The organism is Methylobacterium sp. Leaf104 (assembly GCF_001422885.1).
GTDB lineage: Bacteria > Pseudomonadota > Alphaproteobacteria > Rhizobiales > Beijerinckiaceae > Methylobacterium.
In genome coordinates, this window is record NZ_LMMZ01000034.1 from 329,538 (window position 1) to 353,423 (window position 23,886).

Sequence of the window (23,886 nt, forward strand, 5' to 3'; positions counted from 1 at the left end):
GTCCCGTACGCGCCACGGCTACGCCTTCGCGAGTCTTCGGGCGCGCGCGGCCCCCGAATTTCGTGACAGGCGCTGGTAGGCAACCCGCGCGATGCGGATCGACCATCGCGGTGCCAGGAGCGTCGGCACGGCGCGAGTCCAGTAGCGCGGCATGGTGCGATAAGGCCGGTACAGGTACCGGATCGCGCTGATCGACGCCGCTGCCCGGACGGAACTCATCTTGGCGTTGTTCAACCGTGCCATCACGTGCGAGTCGAAGATCCGACGGCGGAAGGCCGTGCGTGCCTCGGGCTCGTGGGCGAACAGCGCGAAGGCGATCTGGTCGTAGCCCGCGACATCGATCTTCAGCCGATCCAGCCAGCCGAACTTGGTCTTGAACTGATCGTTGTCCGAACGGAAGCCGACACAGGGTTCCTGCACCACCCCCCATCGCCCGAAGCGTTCGAAGACGCGGCCGATGATGTAGACCTGAACGTAGTAGTTCTTGAAATCCGCGATACGGGGATCGGAAGCGACCGCGTTCCATTTCGCGCGATCGATCACGAGCGCGGACATGAATCCGAGCAGATCGCCGATCGTCGCGAACAACGTCGCAGCATCCGAGATCAACTGGGTGGGCGGTGTATGGCGGACGCCGGTCGGGTGCCGCAGTGTCACGTCGTAATCGATCACCCCCAAGGTCAGGCCCGATACGCCGGGCCAGCGCCGGATCGCGCCGACCACACGCGCAAGGCCGCCCGGTTCGAGCCTGTCGTCGTCGCCCATCAGCCAGACGTAGTCGCCCGTCGCGGCCGCGACGACGGCCAGGAAGTTGGCGTCCAGGCCCAGATTGGTCGGCTGAGCGATCAGGACAAAATTCTTGATCCGGCCGCGATAACGTTCGGCCATCGCGACGGTGTCGTCAGGTGAGGCGTCGTCGCTCACGACGACTTCGATCTGATCCTCCATCCCCTGCGCGATGATGCTGTCGAGAAGTTCTGCCAGCATGCCCGCCCGATTGTAGGTGGGGATGCAGATTGAAATCACTGGCATGTCTGTTGGCTTCCATGCGGCATGGCACCGAAGCGGCATCCACTCATCGCGATCCACTCCGTGGTCGATCCAGGAAAACAATCATCTGGCGTCCTGCAACGCAGAGTCGAGATGGCCAAAGGATAGGTATCGAATGGTGGTGCGGCGGATCGCACAGGGACCAAAGGAGGCGATCCGGTCGGTTTTTGCGGTGTACGATGCGGTTCCGATGGCGCGCCGGACTTGCCTTCGCCGCCGACCGCATCAGCGAGCACCGATCGGTTCGGACGCGAAGCTGGCCCCCTGCAGGCGGCGTCTGCGGCGGAGTCGTTCGCTCAGCGAGACCGGGCCGGCTCGCCCCCCCCTCGTCTCGCCGACGGGCAGCCGGCTGGTGCCGGTGAGCCGATGCGCATCGCTTCCGGTGGGAAACCGTCCCGAGTCGGGGCGCGCGATCGGCCGTCCGCGCGGCGCCACCCGAGCGAAGGTACCCCATGGGCATTGCCGCCCGCGGACGATCATGCTGATCTGCCAGGATGCGGCGCGCATTGCGATCCGACCGCGCGACGCGGACGAAGCGAGGTGTCCGGCCGCAAAAGGGTGAGATCCACGCGATCACGCGGAACCGGCGTTGTCTGCGAGGATCGCTGGCGTCTACGATGGCGTCGTGCTGTCGCCTCGCGTTCCCACCTTCGTCTCCAGCCAGGACTGAGCCGCCCGGTGCCTCACTTCGAAGACTTCTACGCCAACAAGCTGCGCGGTTCGCTCGGGGTCACCGATGCGGAATCGGTCCTCGACCTGCGCGAGACCAATCGCCCGACGGCGGAAGCGTCCCTGGCGGACATGCTGGAACGCAGCCGCTTCGGGAAGGGCAAGACGGTGGCGATCCGCCTGGCCCCACCGCCGGAGGGCGGCGGCGAGACGCTGTTCCAGCCGATCGGGCGCCTGCTCCTCGATGCCAAGCGGAAGGGCCTGGTCGACCGTCTCCAGACATTGCCGGCCGGCGATGGTCTCGGATTCTACGTGGCACTATCCGGCAAGGCTGCGCGTTCCACCGACGGATAACGACGCCGGACCTCGGGAAACGCCTTGCTCAACCTCGGACACAACACGATCGAGCGCGTGGCCCGCTTCGGCTACGGCGCCCGCGGAATCGTCTACTGCATCGTCGGCGGACTCGCGGTGCTGGCGGCCATCGGGCGAGGTGGTCGTGCCGGCGACAGCGAGAGCGCGCTCCGCTGGGTCCTGAACGGGCCGTTCGGCGTTGTCCTCGTCGGCCTGATCGCGCTCGGCCTCCTGGGATTCGCCGTCTGGCGCTTCATTGAGAGCGTCACGGACGCCGACCGGCGCGGCACGTCGCTGAAGGGCACGGTCGTCCGTCTCGCCCATCTTCTCAGCGCCGTGATCTATACCGGCCTCGCCATCACCGCCGCCAGCCTCGCGCTCGGGCTCGGGCGCAAGGGCGGCGATGCGGCCCAGGATTGGACGGCCTGGCTCCTGGGCAAACCCTTCGGCCTTTGGCTGGTCGGCCTGATCGGCCTCGGTGTGATGGGCGGCGGCGTCGCTTTCCTGGTCAAGGCGTTCAAGGGTGACGTCACCGACCGCCTGAAACTCGATGCCGCGCATTGCCGCTGGGCCAAGCCCGTCGGCCAGTTCGGCTACGCCGCCCGAGGCATCGCCTTCCTCATCATCGGCGGCTTCTTCATCGCCGCGGCTTGGTATCAGGCCTCGTCCGAGGTGAAGGGCCTCGCCGGTGCCTTCGCGGCCCTGCGCACGCAGCCCTATGGCTGGGTACTTCTCGCCATCGTGGCGGCGGGCCACTTCGCCTTCGGCGCCTTCGGCCTGATCCAGGCGCGCTTCCGCCACATCGACGCGCCCGACATCGACCAGACCGACGACGCGGTCGCGGCAGCGATCCGCGCGGTGCATTGACGCCGTAGAGGAACAAAAGCGGACCCCTGTCGATTGAGGCCCGAATCCAGGGATTCGAAGCGGCGGTGGTCGGCCGCCGACTGCGAACCCGACAGGAGGGGGGAAGACACCATGCCAATTCGTACCCGCGCCATCATGCACACGAAAATCCTGGCCGGCGGCATCATAGCCCTCGGCCTCGCCACTGCGCCGGCCTTCGCGCAGGGGATCTCGATCGGACCCGGCGGCGTCCAGGTCGATCCCGGCTACCGGCGCGGCTACGACGACCGCGGCCCGCCGCGCAGCGAGTTGAGCCGGGGCGAGGCAACCCGCATCGCCCGCCGCGAAGGTCTCGTCGATGTCGACGGTGTCGATCGGCGTGGTCCGCGCATGATCGTTCGCGGCTCGGACCGGCGCGGCGACGACATCACGGTCGTCCTCGACAGCCGCTCCGGCGACGTGATCGACGTGCGGCGCTGACATCCGGGTGCCCGTCAGGGCTCCGAGGTGACCGAGGCCCGGCGTTCAGCGCCGGGCCTTCGTCATGCCTGGGCCCGGGCGAAGCGTTCCAGCCCGTCCCGGGCCGTGCCGCCCGGCACCCATCCGAGGGCCGGCAGCGCGTCGGCACGGGCGACGAGGCTCGTGGAGAGACGGGCATAGGCCGCCTCCTGCCCCGCGAGCCGGCAGGCGAGGCCGAGGAGGGCGACGGGTGCGGGCAGCAGGCCGGCCCTGCGCCCGAGGCCGGACCGCAGCGCGGCGACCATCTCACCCAAAGTCAGCGCATCGGGTTCGGCCACGATCATCGGGCGACGAAGCGGCCCGGGCGCCTCCAGCGCCACGGCGACCGCCTCCGCCAGCGACTCCACCGAGACGAGGGAGCGTCGGGCGTCGAGACTCGCGAAGGGCAGCGGGGCGGCCGATCGGGCGAGTTGCAGGAGCGTCGCGACGTTGCCCTTCACGCCGGCTCCGTAGACCAGCACAGGCCGGAGAGCGACCCAGTCGAGGCCGGTCCCGGCCAGGGCCGTCTCGGCGGCGAGCTTCGAGCGGCCATAGGCCTCGGTCGGTGCCGGCGAATCCGCCTCCGTGACGATGCCGGGTGCCGAGATCCCGGTCTGGGCTCGGATCGAGGACAGGAAGACGAAGCGCTGCACGCGCGCCCGGACCGCGGCCTCGGCGAGGCGCAGGGTCGCCTCAGTGTTCGACGACCGGAAATCGTCCTCCGGCCTGCCGGACATCGTCGGTGACAGGCCTGCGGAATGCACGACCGCATCGACCCCGGCCAGGGCAGCCGCCATGTTCATCGGCCGGGTCAGGTCCCCGACGACGGCGCTGCTCGCACCATCCGGAACCTCGATCGGCCGCCGAAGCAGGACGCGCACCCGGAAGCCGCGCCGCGACAGGCTCTGCAGCAGGTGCCGCCCGATGAAGCCCGTGGCACCGGTGAGTGCGATCAGCGGTCCGCCCATTGGTCGAGCCCTCCCTATGGCCGCAGCGCCGTGACCTCGATCTCGACCTTCATCTCCGGGCGCAGCAACCCGGCGACGATCACGAGCGTGGCGGCGAGCCGGAGCCGATCAGGCGCCGTGCGCTCATCCGCGCCGAAGTGCTTCCAAGACCTTGGCCCCGGGGCGGCCGGTGGCCGGCATGCCGAGACTGCGCTCAACCTCCTTGATGGCGTCGCGGGTCTTGGAACCGACCTTGCCGTCGGGCTCGCCGACATCGAAGCCGCGCTTGGTCAGGCGGGCCTGCAGGTCGCGGCGCTCGGCCCGCGACAGCGGCGGATCGTCGGTCGGCCAGGCGGCCTGGATGCCGCCGCGCCCGCGCAGCCGGTCGGACAGCACCGCGATGGCCAGACCGTAGGATTCGGCGGCGTTGTAGGAGTAGAGCGCGTCGAAGTTCTTCGTCACCAGGAAAGCCGGCCCGTCGATGCCGGCCGGCAGCAGGATGCCCGCCGGGCCCTCGCCCGAGAGCGGGCGGCCGTCGATGCGGGTCACCCCGAGGGAGGCCCAGTGGGCGATCGCCTTCTTGTTCTTGCGACCTGCTGCGCCGGTGTTGAAGCCGCGCGGCACCTTCACCTCGTAGCCCCAGGGCTGGCCGTTGTTCCACTTGGCGACCCGCAGGAAGTTCGCCGTGGAGGCCACGGCGTCCGGGACCGAATCGACCAGGTCGCGGCGCCCGTCGCCGTCGCCGTCGACGGCTAGGCGCTGGTAGGTGGTGGGCATGAACTGGGTCTGCCCGAAGGCGCCGGCCCAGGAGCCGTTGAGGCGCGAGGGATCGATGTCGCCGCGCTCGATGATCTTCAGGGTGGCCATCAGTTCGCCCTTGAAGAAGTCCTTCCGGCGATGATTGGCGCAGATCAGCGTGGCGAAGGATTGCACGAGCGGCATCTTGCCGAGATTCTTGCCGAAGTTCGATTCCACGCCCCAGACGGCCGCGATGGTGTGCCGGTCGACGCCGTAACGGGCCTCGGCATTGGCGAGCGCCTGCGCGTGCTGGCGCATGGCGGCCTTGCCGTCGTCGACGCGCTCCTCGTCCACGAGGGCGGCCATGTAGTCCCAGATCGGCGTCTTGAACTCGGGCTGGGCCTGGCTGAGCTCGAGCACCTTCTCGTCGTAGGTGATGCCGGCCGTGGCCGCCCGGAAGGTCTGGGCCGAGATGCCCTGCGCAGCGGCCTGGGATTGCAGGCTGGCCAGGCAATCCTGGAAGTCGGCGCGGGCCGGGGCAGTGATCGCGAGGAGGACCGCGGCCGCTCCGAGGGAGAGGGTCGCCGTTTGACCCGATCGGCCGAATGCCATGGTGATCTCCGCCAATGCGTTCGCAGGGAATGTGAGCGCGAATTCAGGCGATACCAGGGTTAACGAACGGTTGAGGCCGGTACGGATTCGTTGCGTGGGGTGTCGCCCGATACATCGCGGTACCGCCCGCGCCTCCCTCTCTGCGGGAGAGGGACGTTTCCGCGTCCTGAAACGATGGGTACGGCTCCCGTCGCCTCAGGAGGCCTTCAGGCGAAGCCGCGCGCCGCGAGCTTCTGCTCGTATGCGTCGATGGCCGGGGCGCGCTTCAGGGTCAGGCCGATCTCGTCGAGGCCGTTGAGGAGGCTCTCCTTGCGGCCGGGATCGATGTCGAAGTGCAGGGTGCCGCCATCCGGTCCCTTGATGGTCTGGGCCTCGAGGTCCACCGAGAGGGTCGCGTTGGAGCCGCGCTCGGCATCCTCGAACAGCTTCTCCAGATCCTCGGGCGAGACCGTGATCGCCAGGATGCCGTTCTTGGCGCAGTTGTTGAAGAAGATGTCGGCGAAGCTCGTGGAAATGACGCAGCGGATGCCGAAATCGGTCAGCGCCCAGGGCGCGTGCTCGCGCGACGACCCGCAGCCGAAATTGTCGCCGACGACGAGGATCTTGGCATTGCGGTAGGCCGGCTTGTTGAGGACGAAGTCCGGGTTCTCGGAACCGTCGTCGCGGTAGCGCATCTCGGAGAACAGGCCCTTGCCGAGGCCGGTGCGCTTGATGGTCTTGAGATATTGCTTCGGGATGATCCGGTCGGTGTCGACGTTGATGATCCGCATGGGCGCCGCGACGCCCTCCAGAGTGGTGAACTTGTCCATGATGGTCGCCGTGATCCGTGAACGCCGTGCGGGCCGGCCTCCCGATCGGAGGAGAGGCCGGCCGCTTGGACATCGGTCTATCAGCCCGCGCAACGCGCCGGAAGCCGGCCCCTCGCGTCTCGCGATCGTCGCGCATCCCGCCTATGCTCACGCGAACGGACGGATGGGGACAGGGATGGCCGAGACCACGAACCAGTTCAAGAAAGCGCCCAAGCGCAAGAAGGAGAAGGCCCGCTCGGTGACGGTGTCGCCCGAGATGCGCCAAGCCTACGCGGACCTCATCAAGCAGAAGGAGGAACGCGAGGAATACGCGAAGCACCTGCCCTCGGAGAAGGGCAGGTGATCGTGTCGCCGATGACCGCTCGGGAGGCTTAGAGCTTCCCGGCCTCTATCACGTCCTCCACCGTGCGCAGGCCGGCGCGCGGGGCGTTGACGAGGCAGGCCATGTTGCCGGGGGCGTGCTGGTTCTTCCACATCTTGGTGTGGGCCTGGGGAATCTTATCCCAGGGGAAGACCTCGCTCATGCACGGGTCGATGCGCTGGTCGAGGACGAACTGGTTGGCGGCCGACGCCTGCTTCAGGTGGGCGAAGTGCGAGCCCTGGATGCGCTTCTGGCGCATCCAGACGTAGCGGGCGTCGAAGGTGATGTTGAAGCCGGTGGTGCCGGCACAGAACACGATCATGCCACCGCGCTTGGCCACCAGCGTCGAGACCGGGAAGGTCGACTCGCCCGGGTGCTCGAACACGATGTCGACGTCGTTGCCCTTGCCGGTGATGTCCCAGATCGCCTTGCCGAACTTGCGGGCTTCCTTGAGCCAGGTGTTGTACTCGGGGCTGTTGACCTTCGGCAGCTGGCCCCAGCAGTCGAACTCCTTGCGGTTGATCACGCCCTTGGCGCCCAGACTCATGACGTAGTCGCGCTTGGTGTCATCGGAGATCACCGCGATGGCGTTGGCGCCCGAGGCCGCGCAGAGCTGCACCGCGAACACGCCGAGTCCGCCCGACGCGCCCCAGACGAGGACGTTCTGGCCCGGGCGAACGGTGTGCGGCGCGTGGCCGAACAGCATGCGGTAGGCGGTTGCGAGGGTCAGCGTGTAGCAGGCCGCCTCCTCCCAGGTCAGGTGCTTCGGGCGGACCATGAGCTGGCGCGACTGCACCCGGCAGAACTGGGCGAAGGAGCCGTCGCCGGTCTCGTAGCCCCAGATCCGCTGCGAGGGCGAGAACATCGGGTCGCCGCCGTTGCACTCCTCGTCGTCGCCGTCATCGCGGTTGCAGTGGACGATGACCTCGTCGCCGACCTTCCAGCGCTTCACCTTGGCGCCGACCTTCCAGACGATGCCGGAGGCGTCCGAGCCCGCGATGTGGTACTCGCCCTTGTGCACGTCGAAGGGCGAGATCGGCTCCCCGAGGCCGGCCCAGACGCCGTTGTAGTTCACGCCGGCGGCCATGACGTAGACCAGCACCTCGTCGTCGCCGATCTCCCAGACCGGCAGAACCTCGAGCTGGTGCGACTGTTCCGGCGGTCCGTGCCGCTCGCGCCGGATCGCCCAGGCATACATCGTCGCCGGCACGTGACCGAGGGGCGGGACCTCGCCCATCTCGTACAGGTCCTTGATCTCAGTCGTGCTCGACGCAGCTGTCGCGGCCATCTCGGCTCTCCCCGTTACTTCTTGTGCTGCCCGCTATATCGGCGAACCGGGAGCCCTCCAAGACCCCGAACGGCCAAGAATCTTTTTGTCTGCCCGCAAGAAAGGTTACGGCCCACAAGAAGAAGGCACCGGCTGAAACGGCGCTCTTGTGTATTCAATATTATCGTGGTGCTGCGGGCCTTTAGAAGCGTGAGCCGACGAAGTCGGCCGGCTGCGGAACGGCTCCTTCCGAGAGGGGACCATCGGTCACGCCGCCGTGCAGATCGGCGTCCGCCTTGTACCAATGTCCAAGCACCCGATCCGGGATGGCGGGATGGAAGGCCTTCGCCGGGGGACCGATCTTGTCCACAAGCTGCCGGCATCGCGCACTCGCCGGCGCGCGCACGGCACGTTTCCGTGAGCTCCTTCGGTCCCGCGAAGACCGTCGGGGCGGCCGCGCGCAGGATGTTCCTTCGTGCTGATGACGCGGCGAATGCGCTTCGCTAGGGTGCGCGGCAAGTGGTCGACCGCAGTCAAATGCAATTTGAGATCACATCAAATTCAGTCTTGAGGGGGAGTTCCGGGATGAGCGGACAGGCAGTGGTCGCGGAGACGACGAAGCGCGACAAGCCGTGGATCATCCGCACCTATGCGGGCCACTCCAATGCCAAAGAGTCGAACGCCCTCTACCGCGGCAACCTGGCCAAGGGGCAGACCGGTCTCTCGGTGGCCTTCGACCTGCCGACCCAGACCGGCTACGATCCCGACCACGAACTCGCCCGCGGCGAGGTCGGCAAGGTCGGCGTCTCGATCGCGCATCTGGGCGACATGCGGACCCTGTTCGACCAGATCCCGCTCCAGCAGATGAACACCTCGATGACGATCAACGCCACGGCGCCGTGGCTGCTGTCGCTCTATCTCGCGGTGGCCGAGGAGCAGGGTGCGCCCTTCGCGGGCCTGCAGGGCACCACCCAGAACGACATCATCAAGGAATACCTCTCGCGCGGCACCTACGTGTTCCCGCCCGCGCCCTCCCTTCGCCTGACCAAGGACGTGATCCTGTTCACGACCAAGGAAGTGCCAAAGTGGAACCCGATGAACGTCTGTTCCTACCACCTGCAGGAGGCCGGGGCGACGCCGGTGCAGGAGCTGTCCTACGCACTGGCCATCGCCATCGCGGTGCTGGATACCGTGCGCGACGATCCGGACTTCGACGAGGCGAGCTTCGCCGACGTGTTCAGCCGGATCTCGTTCTTCGTGAATGCCGGCATGCGATTCGTCACCGAGATCTGCAAGATGCGGGCATTCTCGGAGCTCTGGGACGAGATCGCCCAGGAGCGCTACGGCATCACCGACCCGAAGAAGCGCATCTTCCGCTACGGTGTTCAGGTGAACAGCCTCGGACTGACGGAGCAGCAACCCGAGAACAACGTCCACCGCATCCTCATCGAGATGCTCGCCGTGACCCTGTCGAAGCGTGCCCGCGCCCGTGCGGTGCAGTTGCCGGCCTGGAACGAGGCGCTCGGCCTGCCGCGGCCATGGGACCAGCAATGGTCGATGCGCATGCAGCAGATCCTCGCCTTCGAGACGGATCTCCTCGAATACGACGACATCTTCGACGGCTCGAAGGTCATCGACGCCAAGGTCGAGGCGTTGAAGGCCGAGACCCGCAAGGCCCTGGAGGAGATCGGGGGCATCGGCGGCGCCGTGGCGGCGGTGGAGACCGGCGCCCTCAAGCGTGCGCTCGTGGAATCCAACGCCAAGCGCATCTCGGCCATCGAAGCCGGCGATCAGGTCGTGGTCGGCGTCAACAAGTTCCAGACCGGCGAGCCCTCCCCGCTCACCGCCGGCGAGGGGGCGATCTTCACCGTCTCCGAGACCGTGGAGATGGAAGCCGAGCAGCGCATCCGCGAGTGGCGCTCCAAGCGGGACGGTCAGGCCGTGGAGAAGGCCCTGGACGAGCTCGAGGCCGCGGCGCGCTCCGGCGCCAACATCATGCCGGTCTCCATCGCGGCGGCGAAGGCCGGCGTGACCACTGGCGAGTGGGGCGGGCGCCTGCGCCAGGTCTTCGGCGAGTACCGCGCGCCCACCGGCGTCACCCTGGAGACGATCTCCTCGGGCGCGGCGCAGGATGCCAAGCTCCTCATCGCCGATCTCGGCGAGCGCCTCGGCGAGACCCCGAAGCTCGTGGTCGGCAAGCCGGGCCTCGACGGCCACTCGAACGGCGCTGAGCAGATCGCCCTGCGCGCCCGCGACGTCGGTTTCGACGTGACCTATGACGGCATCCGCCAGACCCCGGCCGAGATCGTCGCCAAGGCCAAGGCGACCGGCGCCCATGTGGTCGGCCTGTCGATCCTCTCCGGCAGTCACGTGCCGCTGGTGCGCGACGTCCGGGCGAAGATGCGCGAGGCCGGTCTCGACCACATTCCGCTCGTGGTCGGGGGCATCATCTCCCCGGACGACGAGCTCGTGCTCAAGAACATGGGCGTCACGGCGGTCTACACGCCGAAGGACTATGTCCTCGACACCATCATGGTCGGCATCGCCAAGGTGGTGGAGCGCGCCCTCGACAAGCGCGCCGCCGAGCAGGCCGACGCCAAGGCCGGCATCGCCGGGGCGACCCCGCGCGGCGAGCCCACCGAGAAGGTGTTCTGAGGGCGCCGCCGGCTTGGGGTCGGCACCGCCCTGCCCTTCGTCCAACGGATCCCGTGCCGGCTCCGGGATCCGTTGGACCCAAGGCGAAGCGTGGGCCGTCGGGGCGTTCTTCGCTGCTTCGGTCGGATCAGGAGCCGCCGGCCCCAGCGTGCTCAGGCCTTGCCGACGTAGCGGTCACGCCCGGCGCCCAGGCTGCACAGGAACGCGCAGGCCGCGATGGCGCAGAACAGGGCCGTCGAGGCGCCCCAGGTGCCGGTCAGGTCGTGCGCCAGCCCGAAGCTCAGGGGCCCGAGGGACGCCACCGTGTAGCCGACGCTCTGGGACATGGCCGCGAGGCTGCCGGCGGCGACGGGATCGCGGGCCCGCAGGACGATGATGGTCAGGCCGAGCCCGAACAGGCCGCCGAGGCCGGCACCCAGCAGCATGCCGACCGGGAGCGCCCAGGCGAGCGGACCGTAGACCAGGGCCACCAGCGCCAGGGTGCAGAGGCCGAGCAGGCCTGCCGCGAAGCCGCGCTGGTCGCGGACCCGGGCCGCGAAGGACGGCACCAGCAGCGCCGCCGGGGCCTGCCCGATGCTCATCAGCGACGACACGAACCCGGCCTCGACGGCGCTGAGCCCCCGGTCGTGCAGCACCAGGGGCAGCCAGCCGAACATGATGTAGGCCAACGACGATTGCAGGCCCATGAAGCCCGTGACCTGCCAGGCCAGGCGGTCGCGCCACAGGGAGATGCGCCCCGCCGCCCCCTGGCCGGCATCGGGCGCCCGCGCGAAGGGAGCCCAGGCGAGGGTCGCCAGGAGGGCGGGCACGGCCCAGAGGGCGAGCGCCGCGGGCCAGCCGCCGAGGCCGTCGGCGAGCGGCACCGACAGGCCCGCCCCGGCCGCGGCGCCGAGGCAGAGCACCATCGTGTAGAGGCCGGTGACGAAGCCGGTCTGGCCGGGAAAGTCGCGCTTGACCAGGCCCGGCAGCAGCACCCCCGAGAGCCCGATCCCGAGGGCGGCCAGGCAGGCGCCCACGAAGAGCGGCTCCAGGCCGCCGAGGCCCCTCAGGCCGGAGCCGAGGGCGACGATCGCCACGGCGACGAGGACGCCGCGATCGGCGCCGAGGCGGCGCATCACCCAGGGTCCGAGGGTGCAGGCGAGGCCGATGCAGAGCACCGGCAGAGTGGTGAGCAGTGCCGCCCCGGCGGCGGTCAGCGCCGTCTCCCCGCGGATGCGCTCCAGCAGCGGGCCGACCGTGGTCAGGGCCGGGCGCATGTTGAAGGCGACCAGCATGATGCCGAGGCCCAGGAGGATCGGCCGGACCGTGGCCGGCGGGGTGCTCTTCACGCGCTGCGCCGCCGTGCCATCAGGGTGGTGAGGAAGGCGCCGACCCAGATCAGGGCGAAGGGCAGATCGCCGAGGCTGGCATAGACCGTCCGCCCGGCGAGGCGTGCCGGCAGGGCGGCATCGAGGACGCCCTCGACGCCCAGCGGCAGGCTGGCGGTGATCCGGCCATGGGCGTCGATCACGGCCGAGATGCCGGTATTGGCGTCGCGCACCAGGGGAAGCCCCTCCTCCACGGCGCGCAGGCGCGCCTGGGCGAGGTGCTGTCGCGGCCCCGGCGTATCGCCGAACCAGGCGTCGTTGGTGAGGTTGAGAATCAGCCCCGGCACCGGTGCCGGGCCGTTCGGCGTCGCGCCGGGCACGATCGCGCCCGGGAAGATCGCCTCGTAGCAGATCGTCGCCGCCACCGGCGGCAGGCCCGGCACGGTCATGATCCGCTGGGTCGCGCGGTCGCCCGCCGTGAAGCCGCCCGGAATCGAGACGAACTGGCGGATGCGCAGGGCTCGCAGGGTCGCGTCGAGGGGGCCCGGCAGGTACTCGCCGAAGGGCACGAGATGGACCTTGTCGTAGATGTCGCCGAGCTTCGGTCCGGCCGAGATCGTGAGGATGCTGTTGAAGAAGCGCGGCCGCTCGTCGCCCACCGGCACCTCGGCCCGGGCCGCGCCGGTGATGAGTTGCTTGCCGGGCGGAAAGGCGGCGGCGATGCGGGCCAGGGCCTCCGGGTCGCGCTGGATCAGGAACGGGAAGGCGGATTCCGGCCAGATCACGTGGCTGACGTCGGCGATGCCGGTGCGGTCGGGAGCGGCGGCGCGGTCGCTGAGCTCGAGGTAGCGGTCGAGGATGTCCTGCCGGTTCTCCGGCCGGAACTTGGCGTCCTGGTTGAGGTTCGGCTGGACCAGGCGCAGGCGTACGCCCGCGACGACGGGATCGGCCGCGGCCGGGACCCGCAGGGCGCCGAATCCGGCGAGCCCCGCGAGGGCGAGGGCGGCGAGGGCAAGGGGGACGAAGCGTCCGCGCCAGGTGTCGGCGACCGCCAGGGTCGCGGGGGCCGCCGCGACCAGGATCGCCAGGAACGTCAGGCCGTAGAGGCCGACCACGGACGCGCCCTGCATCAGCCAGAGGTTCTGGCCCAGCCCCATGCCCAGGGTATTCCAGGGAAATCCGGTGAAGAGGTGCCCGCGCATCCACTCGCAGGCGGAGAGGCCGAGGGCCAGGCTGACGATGCGCAGCGCCCCCCGCGACCAGAGCAGGCGGGCGACGGCGAAGCCGAAGGCGTAGAACAGGGCGAGCACCGCCGGCAGGCCGACGACGCCGAGGGGCAGCGCCCAGAGGAATTCCTTGGCTTCCACGAGGAACGCCGAGCCGAGCCACCACAGGCCCGCGGTGAGGTAGCCGAAGCCCCAGGCCCAGCCGATCAGCGCGCTGGCGAGCACCGCGCCGCGGGTGGCCCGGCGCCCCGTGGCGGCTCCGTCCACCAGCCAGACGGCGACGCTTAGGGACACCACGAGGGCGGGGAAGAGCCCGAAGGGCGGCATGGCGAGGGCGCCGGCCGCGCCGGAAGCCGCGGCGACGGCGAGGCGGCGCCAGCCTGCGGTCAGCATGACCCACTGGGCCAGGATGGTGAGCGGTCCCGTCGCCGGACCGCGCCCGGCGCGGTCCGCGGGGATCGAGGTCATGCCGGCTCCGTCACGGGATGGGCGATTCGGGCGCGGGCTTCGGGGCCGGCAGGGCCAGCGGCACCACGGCGGTGATGCGCGCGTCGCCGCGCTGGAGGCGCAGGCGCTTCACCCGGCGCGGATCGGCGTCGAGCACTTCGAATTCGAGATCGCCGGGTCCGCTGATTAGCTCTCCGCGCGAGGGAACCCGCCCCGCGAGGGTGACGATGAGGCCGCCGATGGTGTCGATTTCCTCGGCCATCTCGCCGACCGCCGCCACGAGGTCGACCCCGCTGGCCGCCGAGACCTCGGCGAGGCCCGCGCGGGCATCGGCGACGAAGACGTCGCCCTCGCCGTCGACCCGCTGGACGAGGTGCCCCTCGGCGACATCGTGCTCGTCCTCGATGTCGCCCACCACCATCTCGATCAGGTCCTCGATGGAGATGAGGCCGTCGGTGCCGCCGTACTCGTCGATGACGAGGGCCATGTGGGTCCGCGTCGCCTGCATCCGGACGAGGAGGTCGATGGCCGGCATCGAGGGCGGCACGAACAGCACGGGGCGCTGGATGCGGGTGGCCGCCAGCGTGGCCGAGAGGTCGACATTGGCGAGGTTGAGGGTGCGCAGGGCTCGTGTGCCCCGTCGCGCCCGGGGTGGCAGCACCGGAGCCGCCTCGCCCTCGGTGGTGGGCGTCGCGGGGGGCGTGCGGCGGCCGCCGGCCTCGGCCCGGGCGGCGATGTGGTCGACGAAGTCGCGGATGTGGACCATGCCGCGCGGGTCGTCGAGGGTCTCGCCATAGACAGGCAGGCGCGAGTGCCCGGCCGTGCGGAACAGCTTCAGGAGGTCGCCGAGGCTGGTCTCCATCGACACCGCGACGATGTCGGCCCGGGGGATCATCACGTCGTCGACCCGCACCTTGTGCAGGCCGAGGACGTTCTTGAGCATGGCGCGTTCGAGGGGCGAGAACGCGTTCTCGCCGGTGTCGGGCTCTGCCAGCGCGTCCTCGATGTCGTCGCGCAGCGAATCGCGGGGACGCAGGTGGAAGACGTGCAGGAGGCGGTCGTACCAGGGCTCGCGGGCCTGGCTCTCACCGTCGCCGGAACTGGGCGCGGCCTGGGCCGCGCCGCGACTTCGATCGTTTGTCATGTCTCTCTGATCTGGGAGGTCGGGCAGGATGGCCGCCCAAAGTGGCGCTCACTCGGCCGAGGGTTCTGCCGCGTAAGGATCGGGAACGCCGAGGGTGCGGAGAGCCGCCACCTCGAGGGCTTCCATCGCGTCGGCATCCGCCTCGCCGGTCTCGTGGTCCTGACCGAGCAGGTGAAGGGTGCCATGGACGAGGAGGTGGGCCAGATGGTCGCTGAGCGGCTTCGACTGCTCCGCACTTTCGCGCAGCATCGTGTCATACGCAAGAACCACGTCGCCGAGAGGCACCGGCATGCCCGCATGGGGGGGTTGCGCCGGCGCGGGGAAGGACAGCACGTTGGTGGGCTTGTCCTTGCCACGCCATGTCCGGTTGAGCGCCTGCACCACCGCGTCGGTCGCGAGCAGGATGCTGATCTCGACGGCTCCATCCGGAGGCTCGGGGGCCACGGCGAGGCCGGCCTCCACGGCGCGAATCACGAAGGCCTCGAGGTCCGGCGCGACCTGCTCCCAGCGTAGGTCCTCGATCGCCACGTCGATCTCCGCCTCGAAGGTGGCGACCGCGCTCACGACAGCGGCCTCCGGCGCGAGACCGCGTTGCGGTCGGCATCGCCCTCCCCGTGGGACGCGGCCTCGTAGGCGGTGACGATGCGGCGGACGAGGTCGTGGCGCACCACGTCGACGTCGCGGAAGGTGATGCGGCCGATGCCCTCGACGCCGTCGAGGACGCGCACCGCCTCGACGAGGCCGGATTTCTGGCCCGGCGGCAGATCGATCTGGCTCGGATCGCCGGTGATGATCATGCGGGAATTCTCGCCGAGGCGGGTGAGGAACATCTTCATCTGCATCGAGGTGGTGTTCTGCGCCTCGTCGAGGAGCACCACGGCGTTGGTGAGGGTGCGCCCGCGCATGAAGGCCAGGGGCGCGATCTCGATCACGCCCGTCTGCAGGCCCCGGTCGACGTGGCGCGCCTCCATGAAGTCGTAGAGGGCGTCGTAGATCGGCCGCAGGTAGGGATCGACCTTGTCGCGCATGTCGCCGGGCAGGAAGCCGAGGCGCTCGCCGGCCTCGACGGCGGGGCGCGACAGGATCAGGCGCTCGACATGGCCCTGCTCCAGGAGGGAGACGGCATAGCCGACGGCCAGCCAGGTCTTGCCGGTGCCGGCCGGCCCCTCGGCGAAGACGAGTTCCTGGCTCCGCAAGGCTCTGATGTAGGCATCCTGCGCCGCGTTGCGGGCGCGCACCGCACCGCGCTTGCGGGTGGCGAGCTGGTCGAACACCGGTCGGTCGGGCTCGGCGCTGACCTCCGCGGCCGGGAAGAGGTTGCCCTGCTGCGTCGTCTCGTGGATCGCCCCGTCGACGTCGCCGAGGGTCAGAGGCAGCCCGCTCGCCTTGACCCGGGCGTAGAGCCGCTCGAACACCTTGCGGGCCTTCTCGGCCGCCTCGACGCTGCCCTTGACCACGAGGTGGTTGCCGAGTGCGGTGGCAGTCACGGCGAGGCGCCGCTCGATATGGGCGACGTTCTGGTCGTACTGGCCGAAGACGAGGCTCGCGAGGCGATTGTCGTCGAAGGTCAGGGAGACTTCCTCGGTCTCGACCAGTCCCCCGATCCGCGCCGCCGGGCCGCGCCCGCGCAGCGCGCCACCGCGTCCCCCCGCCCCTTCAGATCCTGGCACGCCGTTGTCCTTCGTTCGATACAGGGATTCGCCGCCGATCGCTCCGGTCCGGACCGCGTCGCAGACGATCCCGAGATGGGCAGCCGGGTCGCGCCGGACAGGGTCCGGCCGGCGCGGCGTATCGACCGACGGGGCCGGTCCGCGCCCTCAAGCGGCCGCCGCCGCGCCGCCGACGGCCTCGCCGAACAGGCTGTTCGAACCGGCCCGGACCACCCGCACCGGAACCACGGTACCGATGGTCGAGGCCGGCGCGTCGAACTGGACCGGCAGCAGATGGGGCGTCTTCCCGGCGACCTGTCCGGGATGCCGGCCGGCCTTCTCCACCAGCACCTCGACGACATGGCCGACAGCGGCGGCGTTGAAGGCGTGACGCTGCGCGTCGAGCAGGGTCTGGAGGGCCGCCAAGCGGGCGGATTTCACGGCCTCCGGCACCGCGTCGGCGTTCTCGGCCGCCGGGGTCCCGGGGCGCGGGCTGTACTTGAACGAGAAGGCGCTGGCGAAGCCGACCTCGCGCACCAGCCGCATCGTGTCCTCGAACTCCGCATCGGTCTCGCCGGGGAAGCCGACGATGAAGTCGGAGGACAGGGCGATGTCGGGCCGGGCGGCACGCACCCGCTCGATCAGGCGGCGATAGGCGTCGCCCGTGTGCTTCCGGTTCATCGCCCTGAGCACCCGGTCGGAGCCCGACTGCACCGGCAGGTGCAGGTAGGGCATCAGCGCCGGCAACGTGCCGTGAGCGGCGATGAGGTCGTCGTCCATGTCGTTGGGATGGCTGGTGGTGTAGCGCAGGCGCAGGAGCCCGGGAATGCGCTCGAGGGCACGCATCAGAGCCGGCAGGGTCGCGCTGCCGCCGTCGGGTCCGGCCCCGTGATAGGCGTTCACGTTCTGGCCGATCAGGGTGATCTCGCGGACGCCGCCGCGCACCAGCTTCTCGGCCTCGGCCAGGATCGCGTCCACCGGGCGCGAGACCTCGGCGCCGCGGGTATAGGGCACGACGCAGAAGGCGCAGAACTTGTCGCAGCCCTCCTGCACCGTCAGGAAGGCGGTGACCCCGTGGGTCCGGCGGGCCGGGAGATGGTCGAACTTGTCCTCGACCGGAAACTCGGTGTCGACCACGCGCTTCGTGGCCGAGCGCGCCAGCAGGTCCGGGAGGCGGTGATAGTTCTGGGGGCCGACCACCACGTCGACGGTGGGCGCACGGGCCAGGATCTCGGCGCCCTCGGCCTGGGCGACGCAGCCGGCGACCACGATCCGGGTCTCGCGGCCGGCCTCGGCCCGCTCGCCCTTGAGCACGCGCAGGCGGCCGAGTTCGGAATAGACCTTGTCGGCGGCCTTCTCGCGGATGTGGCAGGTGTTGAGGATGACGACGTCCGCCTCCTCTACGGCATCGGTCGCCGCGTAGCCCTCGGCGCCGAGCACGTCCGCCATTCGCGCGGCGTCGTAGGCGTTCATCTGGCAGCCGTAGGATTTGACGTAAGCTTTCTTCAACAGTCCGATTCCGGTGACACCATCTCCGCGCCGCGCATAGCACGGTTCGTCAGCGGCGTCGCGACCCCTCGATTCGGGGAGGATCCGTCATCCGAGCCAGGCTGAAGCCGACGCCCAGACCAGACCGGCCCCAGCGGCCGCCGGCCCGTCACGCCGCGCTGGAGGGCGGTGCGCACCGAGGCCTCGGCCAGAACGGTGGCGCGCTTGCGGTCGGTGCCGGCCTCGACGGCGATCGGCGTCCCCCAGACCACGTGGACGTCGATGGGGCCGCCGTCGAAGAAGGCGGCGAGGTGGGGCGCCAGGTCCATGTCGCCGTACCACGCCACCTCCGGGCGCTCGGCGCGCACCAGCGGCAGGCCGTTGCGGCGCGGATAGGTGATGGCCAGCGGCTGGAGCCGGATGCGGGTCGGCCCCTCCCCGGCGACCGCCGCGCGGGCCGCCCCGACCAGCGAGGAGCGGAACGGCAGCAGCCGCGTGCCGTCACCGGTGGTCCCCTCGGCGAAGAGCACGATGAGGTCGCCCCTGGCCAGGCGCTGCGCCACCGTGGCGTTGACGTTGGCGGTGTCGGCCCGGCGCGCCCGGTCGATAAACACCGTGCGCTGCAGCCGCGCCAGGGTGCCGACCACCGGCCAGCCGGCGATCTCGGACTTCGCCACGAAGGAGAGGGGCCGCAGGGAGCCGAGGACGATGATGTCGAGCCAGGAGACGTGGTTGGACAACACGAGCGCCGGTTCGCCCGCCTCCGGCGGCGTGCCGCTCTGCGTCACCCGCAGGCCGAACAGGGCGACGAACACCCTGTGGAACAGCACCGGCATCCAGGCGGCGATGCGGCCGCGCCCGAAGCGGAGGCTGAGAAGGTGCGGCCCGACGATGACGAGGAAGGCCAGCGCGCAGAGCGCCAGACGGCAGAGCGCGCCGAGGCGTGACATCCGCCGGTCAGCGCTCGCCGGGTGGCGTCACGCCAGCACCGCCGTCATGGTGAGCGCGGTCGCGCGGGCGCCGTCGGCGCGGGTGTAGTAGCCCGTCCGCTCCCCCACCTGCCGGAATCCGTGCCGGGCGTAGAGCTTGAGCGCCGGGGCGTTGCCCTCGTCGACCTCGAGATGGACCGTCCGCACCCCGGCCTGGACGAGGTGATCGAGATGGGCGGCGATGAGCTTGTGCGAGAGGCCGCCGCCCCGCGCGCCCGGCGCCAGCACGACGGTGAGAATTTCGGCCTCGTCCGCCGTCCGGCGCGACAGGACGAAGCCCTGGATCGCGCCGCCCTTCCACAGGGCGTGCGCCTCGGTGGAGCGCTCGCACAGCATGCGCTCGAACTCGTGCGCGTCCCAGGGGCGGGCGAAGGCGGTGGCGTGGATGCGGGCCAGGGTCCGCGCCTGCCCGGAATCCCGCAGCAGGGTGACGTAGGGCGCCGTGCCCCAGGCTTCCCACCAGGCGGACCAGACCTCGAAGGGCCAGAACGGTGTCAGCGAACGGTTCATCGGCGGGCGAGTCTCGCGTGATCTTGCGGCTGGGCGTCGGGGCCGCGCAGGTAGAGCGGACGGGCGAGCGCCTGGGCGGGGTCGGCGAGCATGCCCAGCGAGGCGACCCAGGCGATCTCCGCCGCGCCGGTCCCGGCGACCGCGACGTCGAGGCCCCGCGCCTTCGCGGCCTGGGCGACCAGGGGTGCGCCGGAGCCGACGAGGGTGACCACTCCGTCGAGCATGGCCGCCGCCTCATCCACCGGCACGTGGCTCGGCGGCACGACGATGCCGTCGGTCATGCTCATCGCCTGGAGGTAGACCGAGCCGTGCCGGGCATCGATGGAGGCCACGATGAGGCCCTCGCCGTTCAGCGCGAGCAGCGGCGCGAGCAGGGCCGAGAGGGTGGTGACGCCGACCACCGGGATGCCGGTGGCGAGCCCGATGGCGCGCGCCGCGGAGAGTCCGACGCGCAGCCCGGTATAGCTCCCGGGCCCGACCGTGACGGCGACGCGGTCCAGGGCCTCGAAGCCGCCCTCCACCCGTGCGACCACCCGCTCGACCATCGGCAGAAGCGCCTCCGCATGGCCGCGCCCGAGGACCATCGACTCGTGTGCGAGGAGATCGTCGGTCGAATCCGAGGCGATGCAGACGGAACAGGCGTCGAGCGCCGTGTCGATGGCGAGGATACGCAACGTCACTCCCGATCGTGCCACAGGCCCGGACCGCGCGGAGGCGTCCGGGGACACGACTTTAAGACAAAAACGGCCGCTCCGTCAGGGCGGAGCGGCCATCATGGGCAAATTCGGGCGAACCTGTTGCGGCTTTGCGTCGGCCCGCCGGAATTCGAGCGGCCCTAGATCGCCTGGACTTCGCGGATCTCCGGCAGGAAGTGCCGGAAGAGGTTCTGCACGCCGTTGCGCAGGGTAGCGGTGGAGGACGGGCAGCCCGAGCAGGCGCCCTTCATCTCCAGGTAGACCACGCCCTCCTTGTAGCCCCGGAAGGTGATGTCGCCGCCATCGCCGGCCACCGCCGGGCGCACGCGGGTCTCGAGCAGGTCCTTGATGGTCTCGACGGTCTCGATGTCGGCCGGGTCGAAGAACTCCTCGGCATCCTCGCTGCCGGCGACATGACCCTCGGCCAGGGTCCGGGCGCCGGACTGGAAATGCTCCATGATCGCGCCGAGCACCGCCGGCTTGACCTGGGGCCAGAGGTTGTCGTCCTCCGCCTTGGTGACCGAGATGAAGTCGTGGCCGAGATAGACCCCGCTCACGCCGGGCACGTCGAACAGCCGGCTCGCCAGCGGCGAGCGGGCGGCGGCCTCGGAATCGCGCGCCTCGAAGGTGCCCTCGGTCAGGACGACGCGGCCGGGCAGGAACTTCAGGGTGGCGGGGTTCGGGGTGGCTTCGGTCTGGATGAACATGGCTGCGAAAGATCCTCGTCCGCTGCGCCGGTTCAAGGCCGGCCGGGAATGGCGGCGGAAGGCTCCGCCGACCCCCTCCATGTGGACCGCGCGCGGGATTTTCTCAACCGCGCCGGCTGCGCAGGCCTGCCCGCGCAGTCTGCCGCCGGCTATTGGACAAGCGCCCCCGCCTCGTGTAAGGCCCGCCTCAATTCAAAACAGGATGCCGAAATCCTGACGCACGCGGTCCCATCCGGGGATCACGGGCGCGCACCGGCAGGACGTGAACCATGAACATCATCCAGCAGCTCGAGCAGGAGCAGATCGCTTCGCTCGGCAAGACCATTCCCGATTTCCAACCCGGCGACACGGTCACCGTGAACGTCAAGGTGAAGGAAGGCGAGCGCACCCGCGTGCAGGCCTACGAGGGCGTCTGCATCGCCCGCTCCGGTGGCGGCCTCAACGAGAGCTTCACCGTCCGCAAGATCTCCTACGGCGAGGGCGTCGAGCGCGTGTTCCCGCTCTACTCGCCGCTGATCGATTCGATCGCCGTCGTCCGTCGCGGCAAGGTGCGTCGCGCCAAGCTGTACTACCTGCGCGACCGTCGCGGTAAGTCCGCCCGTATCGTCGAGCGCGCCGACCGCCCGGCCGAGAAGGCCGCCAAGGCCGATGCCTCGAAGGCGAACAAGGACGCCCGCAAGGCCGAGAAGGCCGCCAAGAGCGCCGCGAAGACCGCCGCCGAGTAAGTCCGTCGCCGCAAGGCGTGTCTGGCCGGAGCGATCCGGCCCGGACAAGGCGAAGGCCCGCTCGGGACACCGGGCGGGCCTTCCGCGTTTGCCGCCCTCGCCTTCGTCAGGCGTGCCGCAGCATCGGAGGAGGCGCGATCCGCTTCATCGCGGCGACGCCGGCGTTCCGGCCGATCCAGAGCAGAGCCTCCGCCTCGGGCATCGCCTTGGCGAAGTAATAGCCCTGCAGCACCTGGCAGCCGAGGGCGCGCAGGACCTCGACCTGCTCGCGCGTCTCGACCCCTTCGGCGACGACATGCGCGCCGAGGGTGTTGGCGAAGGCCAGCACGGCCTCGGTCAACAGGCGGTCGCGCGTGTTGTCGGCCACGCCGTGGATGAAGCTGCGGTCGATCTTCAGGCCCGCGAGCGGCAGGTCGCGGAGAGAGCCGATCGACGAGTAGGCGACGCCGAAATCATCGACGATGACGCGGACTCCGAGGCGGGTCAGCGCGGCGATGTCCGCCCCGCCGCGCTCCGTCGAGTAAACGGCCTCCTCGGTGATCTCGATGGCGAGCCGAGACGGGTCGAGGTCCCCGGCGGCCAGTTCGGTGGCGATGAGTTCGGCGACCGGGTAGGTCCCGAACTCCCCGGGCGAGACGTTGATCGACACCACCGTGTCGCCGTGCCCGCTCCTGTCGAGCAGGGCGATCATGCGGCAGGCCTTCCGGAGGATCGCCCGGGTCAGGGCCTCGCATTGCCGCGTCGTCTGGGCCGCGCTGACCACCCGGGGCGGGCTGACCCAGCCGAAGCGTGGGTGCCGCCAGCGCAACAGAGCCTCGACGCCGACGACGGCGCCGGTCCAACAATCGACCTGGGGCTGGAACCAGACCCCGATGGCATCCCCGGCCAACGCCTGCGCGAGGTCGGCCTCGATCGCCCGCTTCATGCGGGTCTCGTCGCGCATCGCCTCGTCGAATTCACGCCAGGACCGACGGCCGCCCTCCTTGGCTGCGTAGAGGGCGAGATCGGCGAAGGTCTGGAGATCCCTGGCCGTTTCTCCATCACGGGGACAATGCGCGAGCCCGACGCTGGCGCCGGCCTGGATCACCTGTCCGGACGGCATGCCCAGGGTCGCCAGACCCGCGACGATGCCTTGGGCCAGGTTCGCGGCGGCTTCCCGGTCCGCGACGGGCACGAGGGCGGCGAACTCGTCGCCGCCGAGGCGTGCGATGACGGCATCCGGACCTGCATACCGGCTCAAGCGTTCCGCCGTCGCCACCAGCACCGCGTCGCCGACGACGTGTCCGTACCGGTCGTTGATGGACTTGAAGCGGTCGAGATCGATCAACAGGAGCGTAAAGGTGCCGCCGTCCCGCGCCGCAGCCGCGAGCCGGTCCTCGAAGGCGGCCTGATAGCCCGCACGGTTCATCAGACCCGTGAGGGGATCGTGGGTGGCGGCGTGCTTGAGGCGCTCGACCGCCTGCACGGCTGCGACGTTGGCCGCCTTCAGGGATGCCGTCAGGGCGTCGGCCTCGTGCCGGAGGCGGCTCGAGAGCCGGAAGTGCCGTTCCTGGTCGTTCGCGCTGCGGATCATGAGTGCGGTGAGGAGCGCCAGGTTGATCGCGATGGTGTTGGCGGCCAGCGAGCCCGCGAGGGCGAAGAGGATCACCAGGAGGAGGCTGTTGGGCAGGATGAAGGCGAGGACCTGGGCCCGGCTGGCCTTGCTCTGCACGGTCGCCCCCGCATTGATGCCGCAGAAGGTGAGCCCGACGGCCACCGAGTAAGCCTGACCGTGGCGGGCGCATGCGAGGAGAATCCCGGCCCAGCAGAGCCCCGAGAGCAGGGCGCCGACCCAGCACCACATCAGGAGCCGCCGCGGGTTCGCGTCGAGGAGGCCGCGCCTTTGCCACACCCATGCCAGGGCGACGCGCGCGGCGTTGACCAGGGTGTTGCATCCGATGAATGCGGCGAGCACGGCATGCGGAAGACTGTCCCACATGCTCACGGCAAGGGACGTCGCGACGAAGAGATTCGAGACCATGGTGATCGGCAGGCCCCGAAGGACCTCGGCCAGCCGGTCGCGTTCGATCACGTTCGTGATGGTCGTCACTCGGTTCATCGTCGCTGCTGCTGGAAGGAAGAACGGTCGACCGGGGTGCCGGAGCCTACTACCGTCGGATTAGTCTCCCAGAGACGTAAACATACGATTGATTT

Annotated in this window: 22 protein-coding genes and 1 pseudogene; 6 read left to right on the top strand and 17 right to left on the bottom strand. The window is 70.0% G+C overall.

Features of this window, described 5'->3' with window-relative positions:
- Positions 1–18: 18 nt before the first annotated feature.
- Positions 19–1,071: a glycosyltransferase family 2 protein gene (locus ASF49_RS16805; protein WP_335338470.1), complete on the bottom strand. Its 1,053-nt coding sequence runs from the start codon at positions 1,069–1,071 to the stop codon at positions 19–21.
- 657 nt (positions 1,072–1,728) lie between these two features.
- Between ASF49_RS16805 and ASF49_RS16810 the strand changes: the two genes are divergently transcribed.
- The 3 genes from ASF49_RS16810 (at position 1,729) to ASF49_RS16820 (ending at position 3,399) form a co-directional block, all read left to right on the top strand.
- Entirely contained in the window at positions 1,729–2,073 is a 345-nt protein-coding gene (locus tag ASF49_RS16810; protein ID WP_056475350.1) for a hypothetical protein, read from the top strand.
- A 24-nt stretch (positions 2,074–2,097) separates the two neighbouring features.
- Positions 2,098–2,940: a DUF1206 domain-containing protein gene (locus ASF49_RS16815; protein ID WP_056475352.1), complete on the top strand. Its 843-nt coding sequence runs from the start codon at positions 2,098–2,100 to the stop codon at positions 2,938–2,940.
- A gap of 111 nt (positions 2,941–3,051) precedes the next feature.
- Complete coding sequence (locus ASF49_RS16820) at positions 3,052–3,399, top strand: PepSY domain-containing protein (protein WP_243214586.1); 348 nt, start codon at positions 3,052–3,054, stop codon at positions 3,397–3,399.
- 62 nt (positions 3,400–3,461) lie between these two features.
- Here the strand turns inward: ASF49_RS16820 and ASF49_RS16825 are convergent, their stop codons facing one another.
- The 4 genes and pseudogenes from ASF49_RS16825 to leuD form a co-directional block, all read right to left on the bottom strand.
- Entirely contained in the window at positions 3,462–4,385 is a 924-nt protein-coding gene (locus ASF49_RS16825; protein ID WP_056475358.1) for an NAD-dependent epimerase/dehydratase family protein, read from the bottom strand.
- Between the two features lie 14 nt (positions 4,386–4,399).
- A pseudogene (locus tag ASF49_RS24580) lies at positions 4,400–4,489 on the bottom strand (RidA family protein); the annotation flags it as partial.
- A 19-nt stretch (positions 4,490–4,508) separates the two neighbouring features.
- The gene (locus ASF49_RS16830; protein WP_056475595.1) at positions 4,509–5,714 is read right to left on the bottom strand and encodes a lytic murein transglycosylase; all 1,206 of its coding nucleotides are present in this window, start codon (positions 5,712–5,714) and stop codon (positions 4,509–4,511) included.
- A gap of 206 nt (positions 5,715–5,920) precedes the next feature.
- A complete protein-coding gene (leuD, locus tag ASF49_RS16835) occupies positions 5,921–6,523 on the bottom strand; it encodes a 3-isopropylmalate dehydratase small subunit (RefSeq protein ID WP_056475361.1) in 603 nt (200 codons plus the stop codon).
- A 175-nt stretch (positions 6,524–6,698) separates the two neighbouring features.
- On the opposite strand from leuD, the gene ASF49_RS24270 reads away from it, so the two are divergent.
- Positions 6,699–6,866: a hypothetical protein gene (locus ASF49_RS24270; RefSeq protein ID WP_181017318.1), complete on the top strand. Its 168-nt coding sequence runs from the start codon at positions 6,699–6,701 to the stop codon at positions 6,864–6,866.
- A 28-nt stretch (positions 6,867–6,894) separates the two neighbouring features.
- Here the strand turns inward: ASF49_RS24270 and ccrA are convergent, their stop codons facing one another.
- Positions 6,895–8,172: a crotonyl-CoA carboxylase/reductase gene (gene ccrA, locus ASF49_RS16840; RefSeq protein WP_056475365.1), complete on the bottom strand. Its 1,278-nt coding sequence runs from the start codon at positions 8,170–8,172 to the stop codon at positions 6,895–6,897.
- Positions 8,173–8,736: 564 nt separating this feature from the next.
- Between ccrA and ASF49_RS16845 the strand changes: the two genes are divergently transcribed.
- Entirely contained in the window at positions 8,737–10,806 is a 2,070-nt protein-coding gene (locus ASF49_RS16845; protein ID WP_056475368.1) for a protein meaA, read from the top strand.
- A 152-nt stretch (positions 10,807–10,958) separates the two neighbouring features.
- On the opposite strand, the gene ASF49_RS16850 is transcribed toward ASF49_RS16845, so the two are convergent.
- The 10 genes from ASF49_RS16850 to ASF49_RS16895 form a co-directional block, all read right to left on the bottom strand.
- Positions 10,959–12,134, bottom strand: a complete 1,176-nt coding sequence (locus tag ASF49_RS16850) for an MFS transporter (RefSeq protein WP_243214588.1) — start codon at positions 12,132–12,134, stop codon at positions 10,959–10,961.
- Positions 12,131–13,807 (bottom strand): apolipoprotein N-acyltransferase, encoded by a 1,677-nt coding sequence (gene lnt, locus ASF49_RS16855; protein WP_056475372.1) that lies wholly within the window; start codon positions 13,805–13,807, stop codon positions 12,131–12,133. Before lnt ends, ASF49_RS16850 begins: the two co-directional genes overlap by 4 nt.
- Before the next feature lie 10 nt (positions 13,808–13,817).
- On the bottom strand, positions 13,818–14,930 hold the full coding sequence (locus tag ASF49_RS16860; RefSeq protein WP_056475376.1) for a hemolysin family protein: 1,113 nt from the start codon (positions 14,928–14,930) through the stop codon (positions 13,818–13,820).
- 48 nt (positions 14,931–14,978) lie between these two features.
- The gene (ybeY, locus tag ASF49_RS16865) at positions 14,979–15,494 is read right to left on the bottom strand and encodes an rRNA maturation RNase YbeY (RefSeq protein WP_056475379.1); all 516 of its coding nucleotides are present in this window, start codon (positions 15,492–15,494) and stop codon (positions 14,979–14,981) included.
- Positions 15,491–16,534, bottom strand: coding sequence for a PhoH family protein (locus ASF49_RS16870; RefSeq protein WP_431739902.1), 1,044 nt, complete (start codon positions 16,532–16,534; stop codon positions 15,491–15,493). Before ASF49_RS16870 ends, ybeY begins: the two co-directional genes overlap by 4 nt.
- Before the next feature lie 213 nt (positions 16,535–16,747).
- Positions 16,748–18,088: a tRNA (N6-isopentenyl adenosine(37)-C2)-methylthiotransferase MiaB gene (miaB, locus tag ASF49_RS16875; protein ID WP_056475386.1), complete on the bottom strand. Its 1,341-nt coding sequence runs from the start codon at positions 18,086–18,088 to the stop codon at positions 16,748–16,750.
- The gene (locus ASF49_RS16880; RefSeq protein WP_056475389.1) at positions 18,085–19,017 is read right to left on the bottom strand and encodes a lysophospholipid acyltransferase family protein; all 933 of its coding nucleotides are present in this window, start codon (positions 19,015–19,017) and stop codon (positions 18,085–18,087) included. The genes miaB and ASF49_RS16880 overlap by 4 nt, the downstream gene beginning before the upstream one ends.
- A gap of 27 nt (positions 19,018–19,044) precedes the next feature.
- Complete coding sequence (locus ASF49_RS16885) at positions 19,045–19,566, bottom strand: GNAT family N-acetyltransferase (protein WP_056475392.1); 522 nt, start codon at positions 19,564–19,566, stop codon at positions 19,045–19,047.
- The gene (gene tsaB, locus ASF49_RS16890) at positions 19,563–20,240 is read right to left on the bottom strand and encodes a tRNA (adenosine(37)-N6)-threonylcarbamoyltransferase complex dimerization subunit type 1 TsaB (RefSeq protein WP_056475395.1); all 678 of its coding nucleotides are present in this window, start codon (positions 20,238–20,240) and stop codon (positions 19,563–19,565) included. Before tsaB ends, ASF49_RS16885 begins: the two co-directional genes overlap by 4 nt.
- Before the next feature lie 161 nt (positions 20,241–20,401).
- Positions 20,402–20,968, bottom strand: coding sequence for a NifU family protein (locus ASF49_RS16895; protein WP_056475398.1), 567 nt, complete (start codon positions 20,966–20,968; stop codon positions 20,402–20,404).
- Between the two features lie 269 nt (positions 20,969–21,237).
- Between ASF49_RS16895 and rplS the strand changes: the two genes are divergently transcribed.
- Positions 21,238–21,693, top strand: coding sequence for a 50S ribosomal protein L19 (rplS, locus tag ASF49_RS16900; protein ID WP_055957797.1), 456 nt, complete (start codon positions 21,238–21,240; stop codon positions 21,691–21,693).
- 106 nt (positions 21,694–21,799) lie between these two features.
- On the opposite strand, the gene ASF49_RS16905 is transcribed toward rplS, so the two are convergent.
- A complete protein-coding gene (locus tag ASF49_RS16905; RefSeq protein ID WP_056475400.1) occupies positions 21,800–23,782 on the bottom strand; it encodes a putative bifunctional diguanylate cyclase/phosphodiesterase in 1,983 nt (660 codons plus the stop codon).
- Positions 23,783–23,886: the final 104 nt, after the last annotated feature.

Bases quoted from the DNA above. Each gene is read 5' to 3' on its own strand.
- ASF49_RS16860 (WP_056475376.1), bottom strand. From the start codon at position 14,930: ATGACAAACGATCGAAGTCGCGGCGCGGCCCAGGCCGCGCCCAGTTCC.
- ASF49_RS16805 (WP_335338470.1), bottom strand. From the start codon at position 1,071: ATGCCGCTTCGGTGCCATGCCGCATGGAAGCCAACAGACATGCCAGTG.
- ASF49_RS16820 (WP_243214586.1), top strand. From the start codon at position 3,052: ATGCCAATTCGTACCCGCGCCATCATGCACACGAAAATCCTGGCCGGC.
- ASF49_RS24270 (WP_181017318.1), top strand. From the start codon at position 6,699: ATGGCCGAGACCACGAACCAGTTCAAGAAAGCGCCCAAGCGCAAGAAG.
- ASF49_RS16830 (WP_056475595.1), bottom strand. From the start codon at position 5,714: ATGGCATTCGGCCGATCGGGTCAAACGGCGACCCTCTCCCTCGGAGCG.
- ASF49_RS16845 (WP_056475368.1), top strand. From the start codon at position 8,737: ATGAGCGGACAGGCAGTGGTCGCGGAGACGACGAAGCGCGACAAGCCG.
- ASF49_RS16825 (WP_056475358.1), bottom strand. From the start codon at position 4,385: ATGGGCGGACCGCTGATCGCACTCACCGGTGCCACGGGCTTCATCGGG.
- lnt (WP_056475372.1), bottom strand. From the start codon at position 13,807: ATGACCTCGATCCCCGCGGACCGCGCCGGGCGCGGTCCGGCGACGGGA.
- ccrA (WP_056475365.1), bottom strand. From the start codon at position 8,172: ATGGCCGCGACAGCTGCGTCGAGCACGACTGAGATCAAGGACCTGTAC.
- leuD (WP_056475361.1), bottom strand. From the start codon at position 6,523: ATGGACAAGTTCACCACTCTGGAGGGCGTCGCGGCGCCCATGCGGATC.
- ASF49_RS16885 (WP_056475392.1), bottom strand. From the start codon at position 19,566: ATGAACCGTTCGCTGACACCGTTCTGGCCCTTCGAGGTCTGGTCCGCC.
- ASF49_RS16880 (WP_056475389.1), bottom strand. From the start codon at position 19,017: ATGTCACGCCTCGGCGCGCTCTGCCGTCTGGCGCTCTGCGCGCTGGCC.
- ASF49_RS16895 (WP_056475398.1), bottom strand. From the start codon at position 20,968: ATGTTCATCCAGACCGAAGCCACCCCGAACCCCGCCACCCTGAAGTTC.
- rplS (WP_055957797.1), top strand. From the start codon at position 21,238: ATGAACATCATCCAGCAGCTCGAGCAGGAGCAGATCGCTTCGCTCGGC.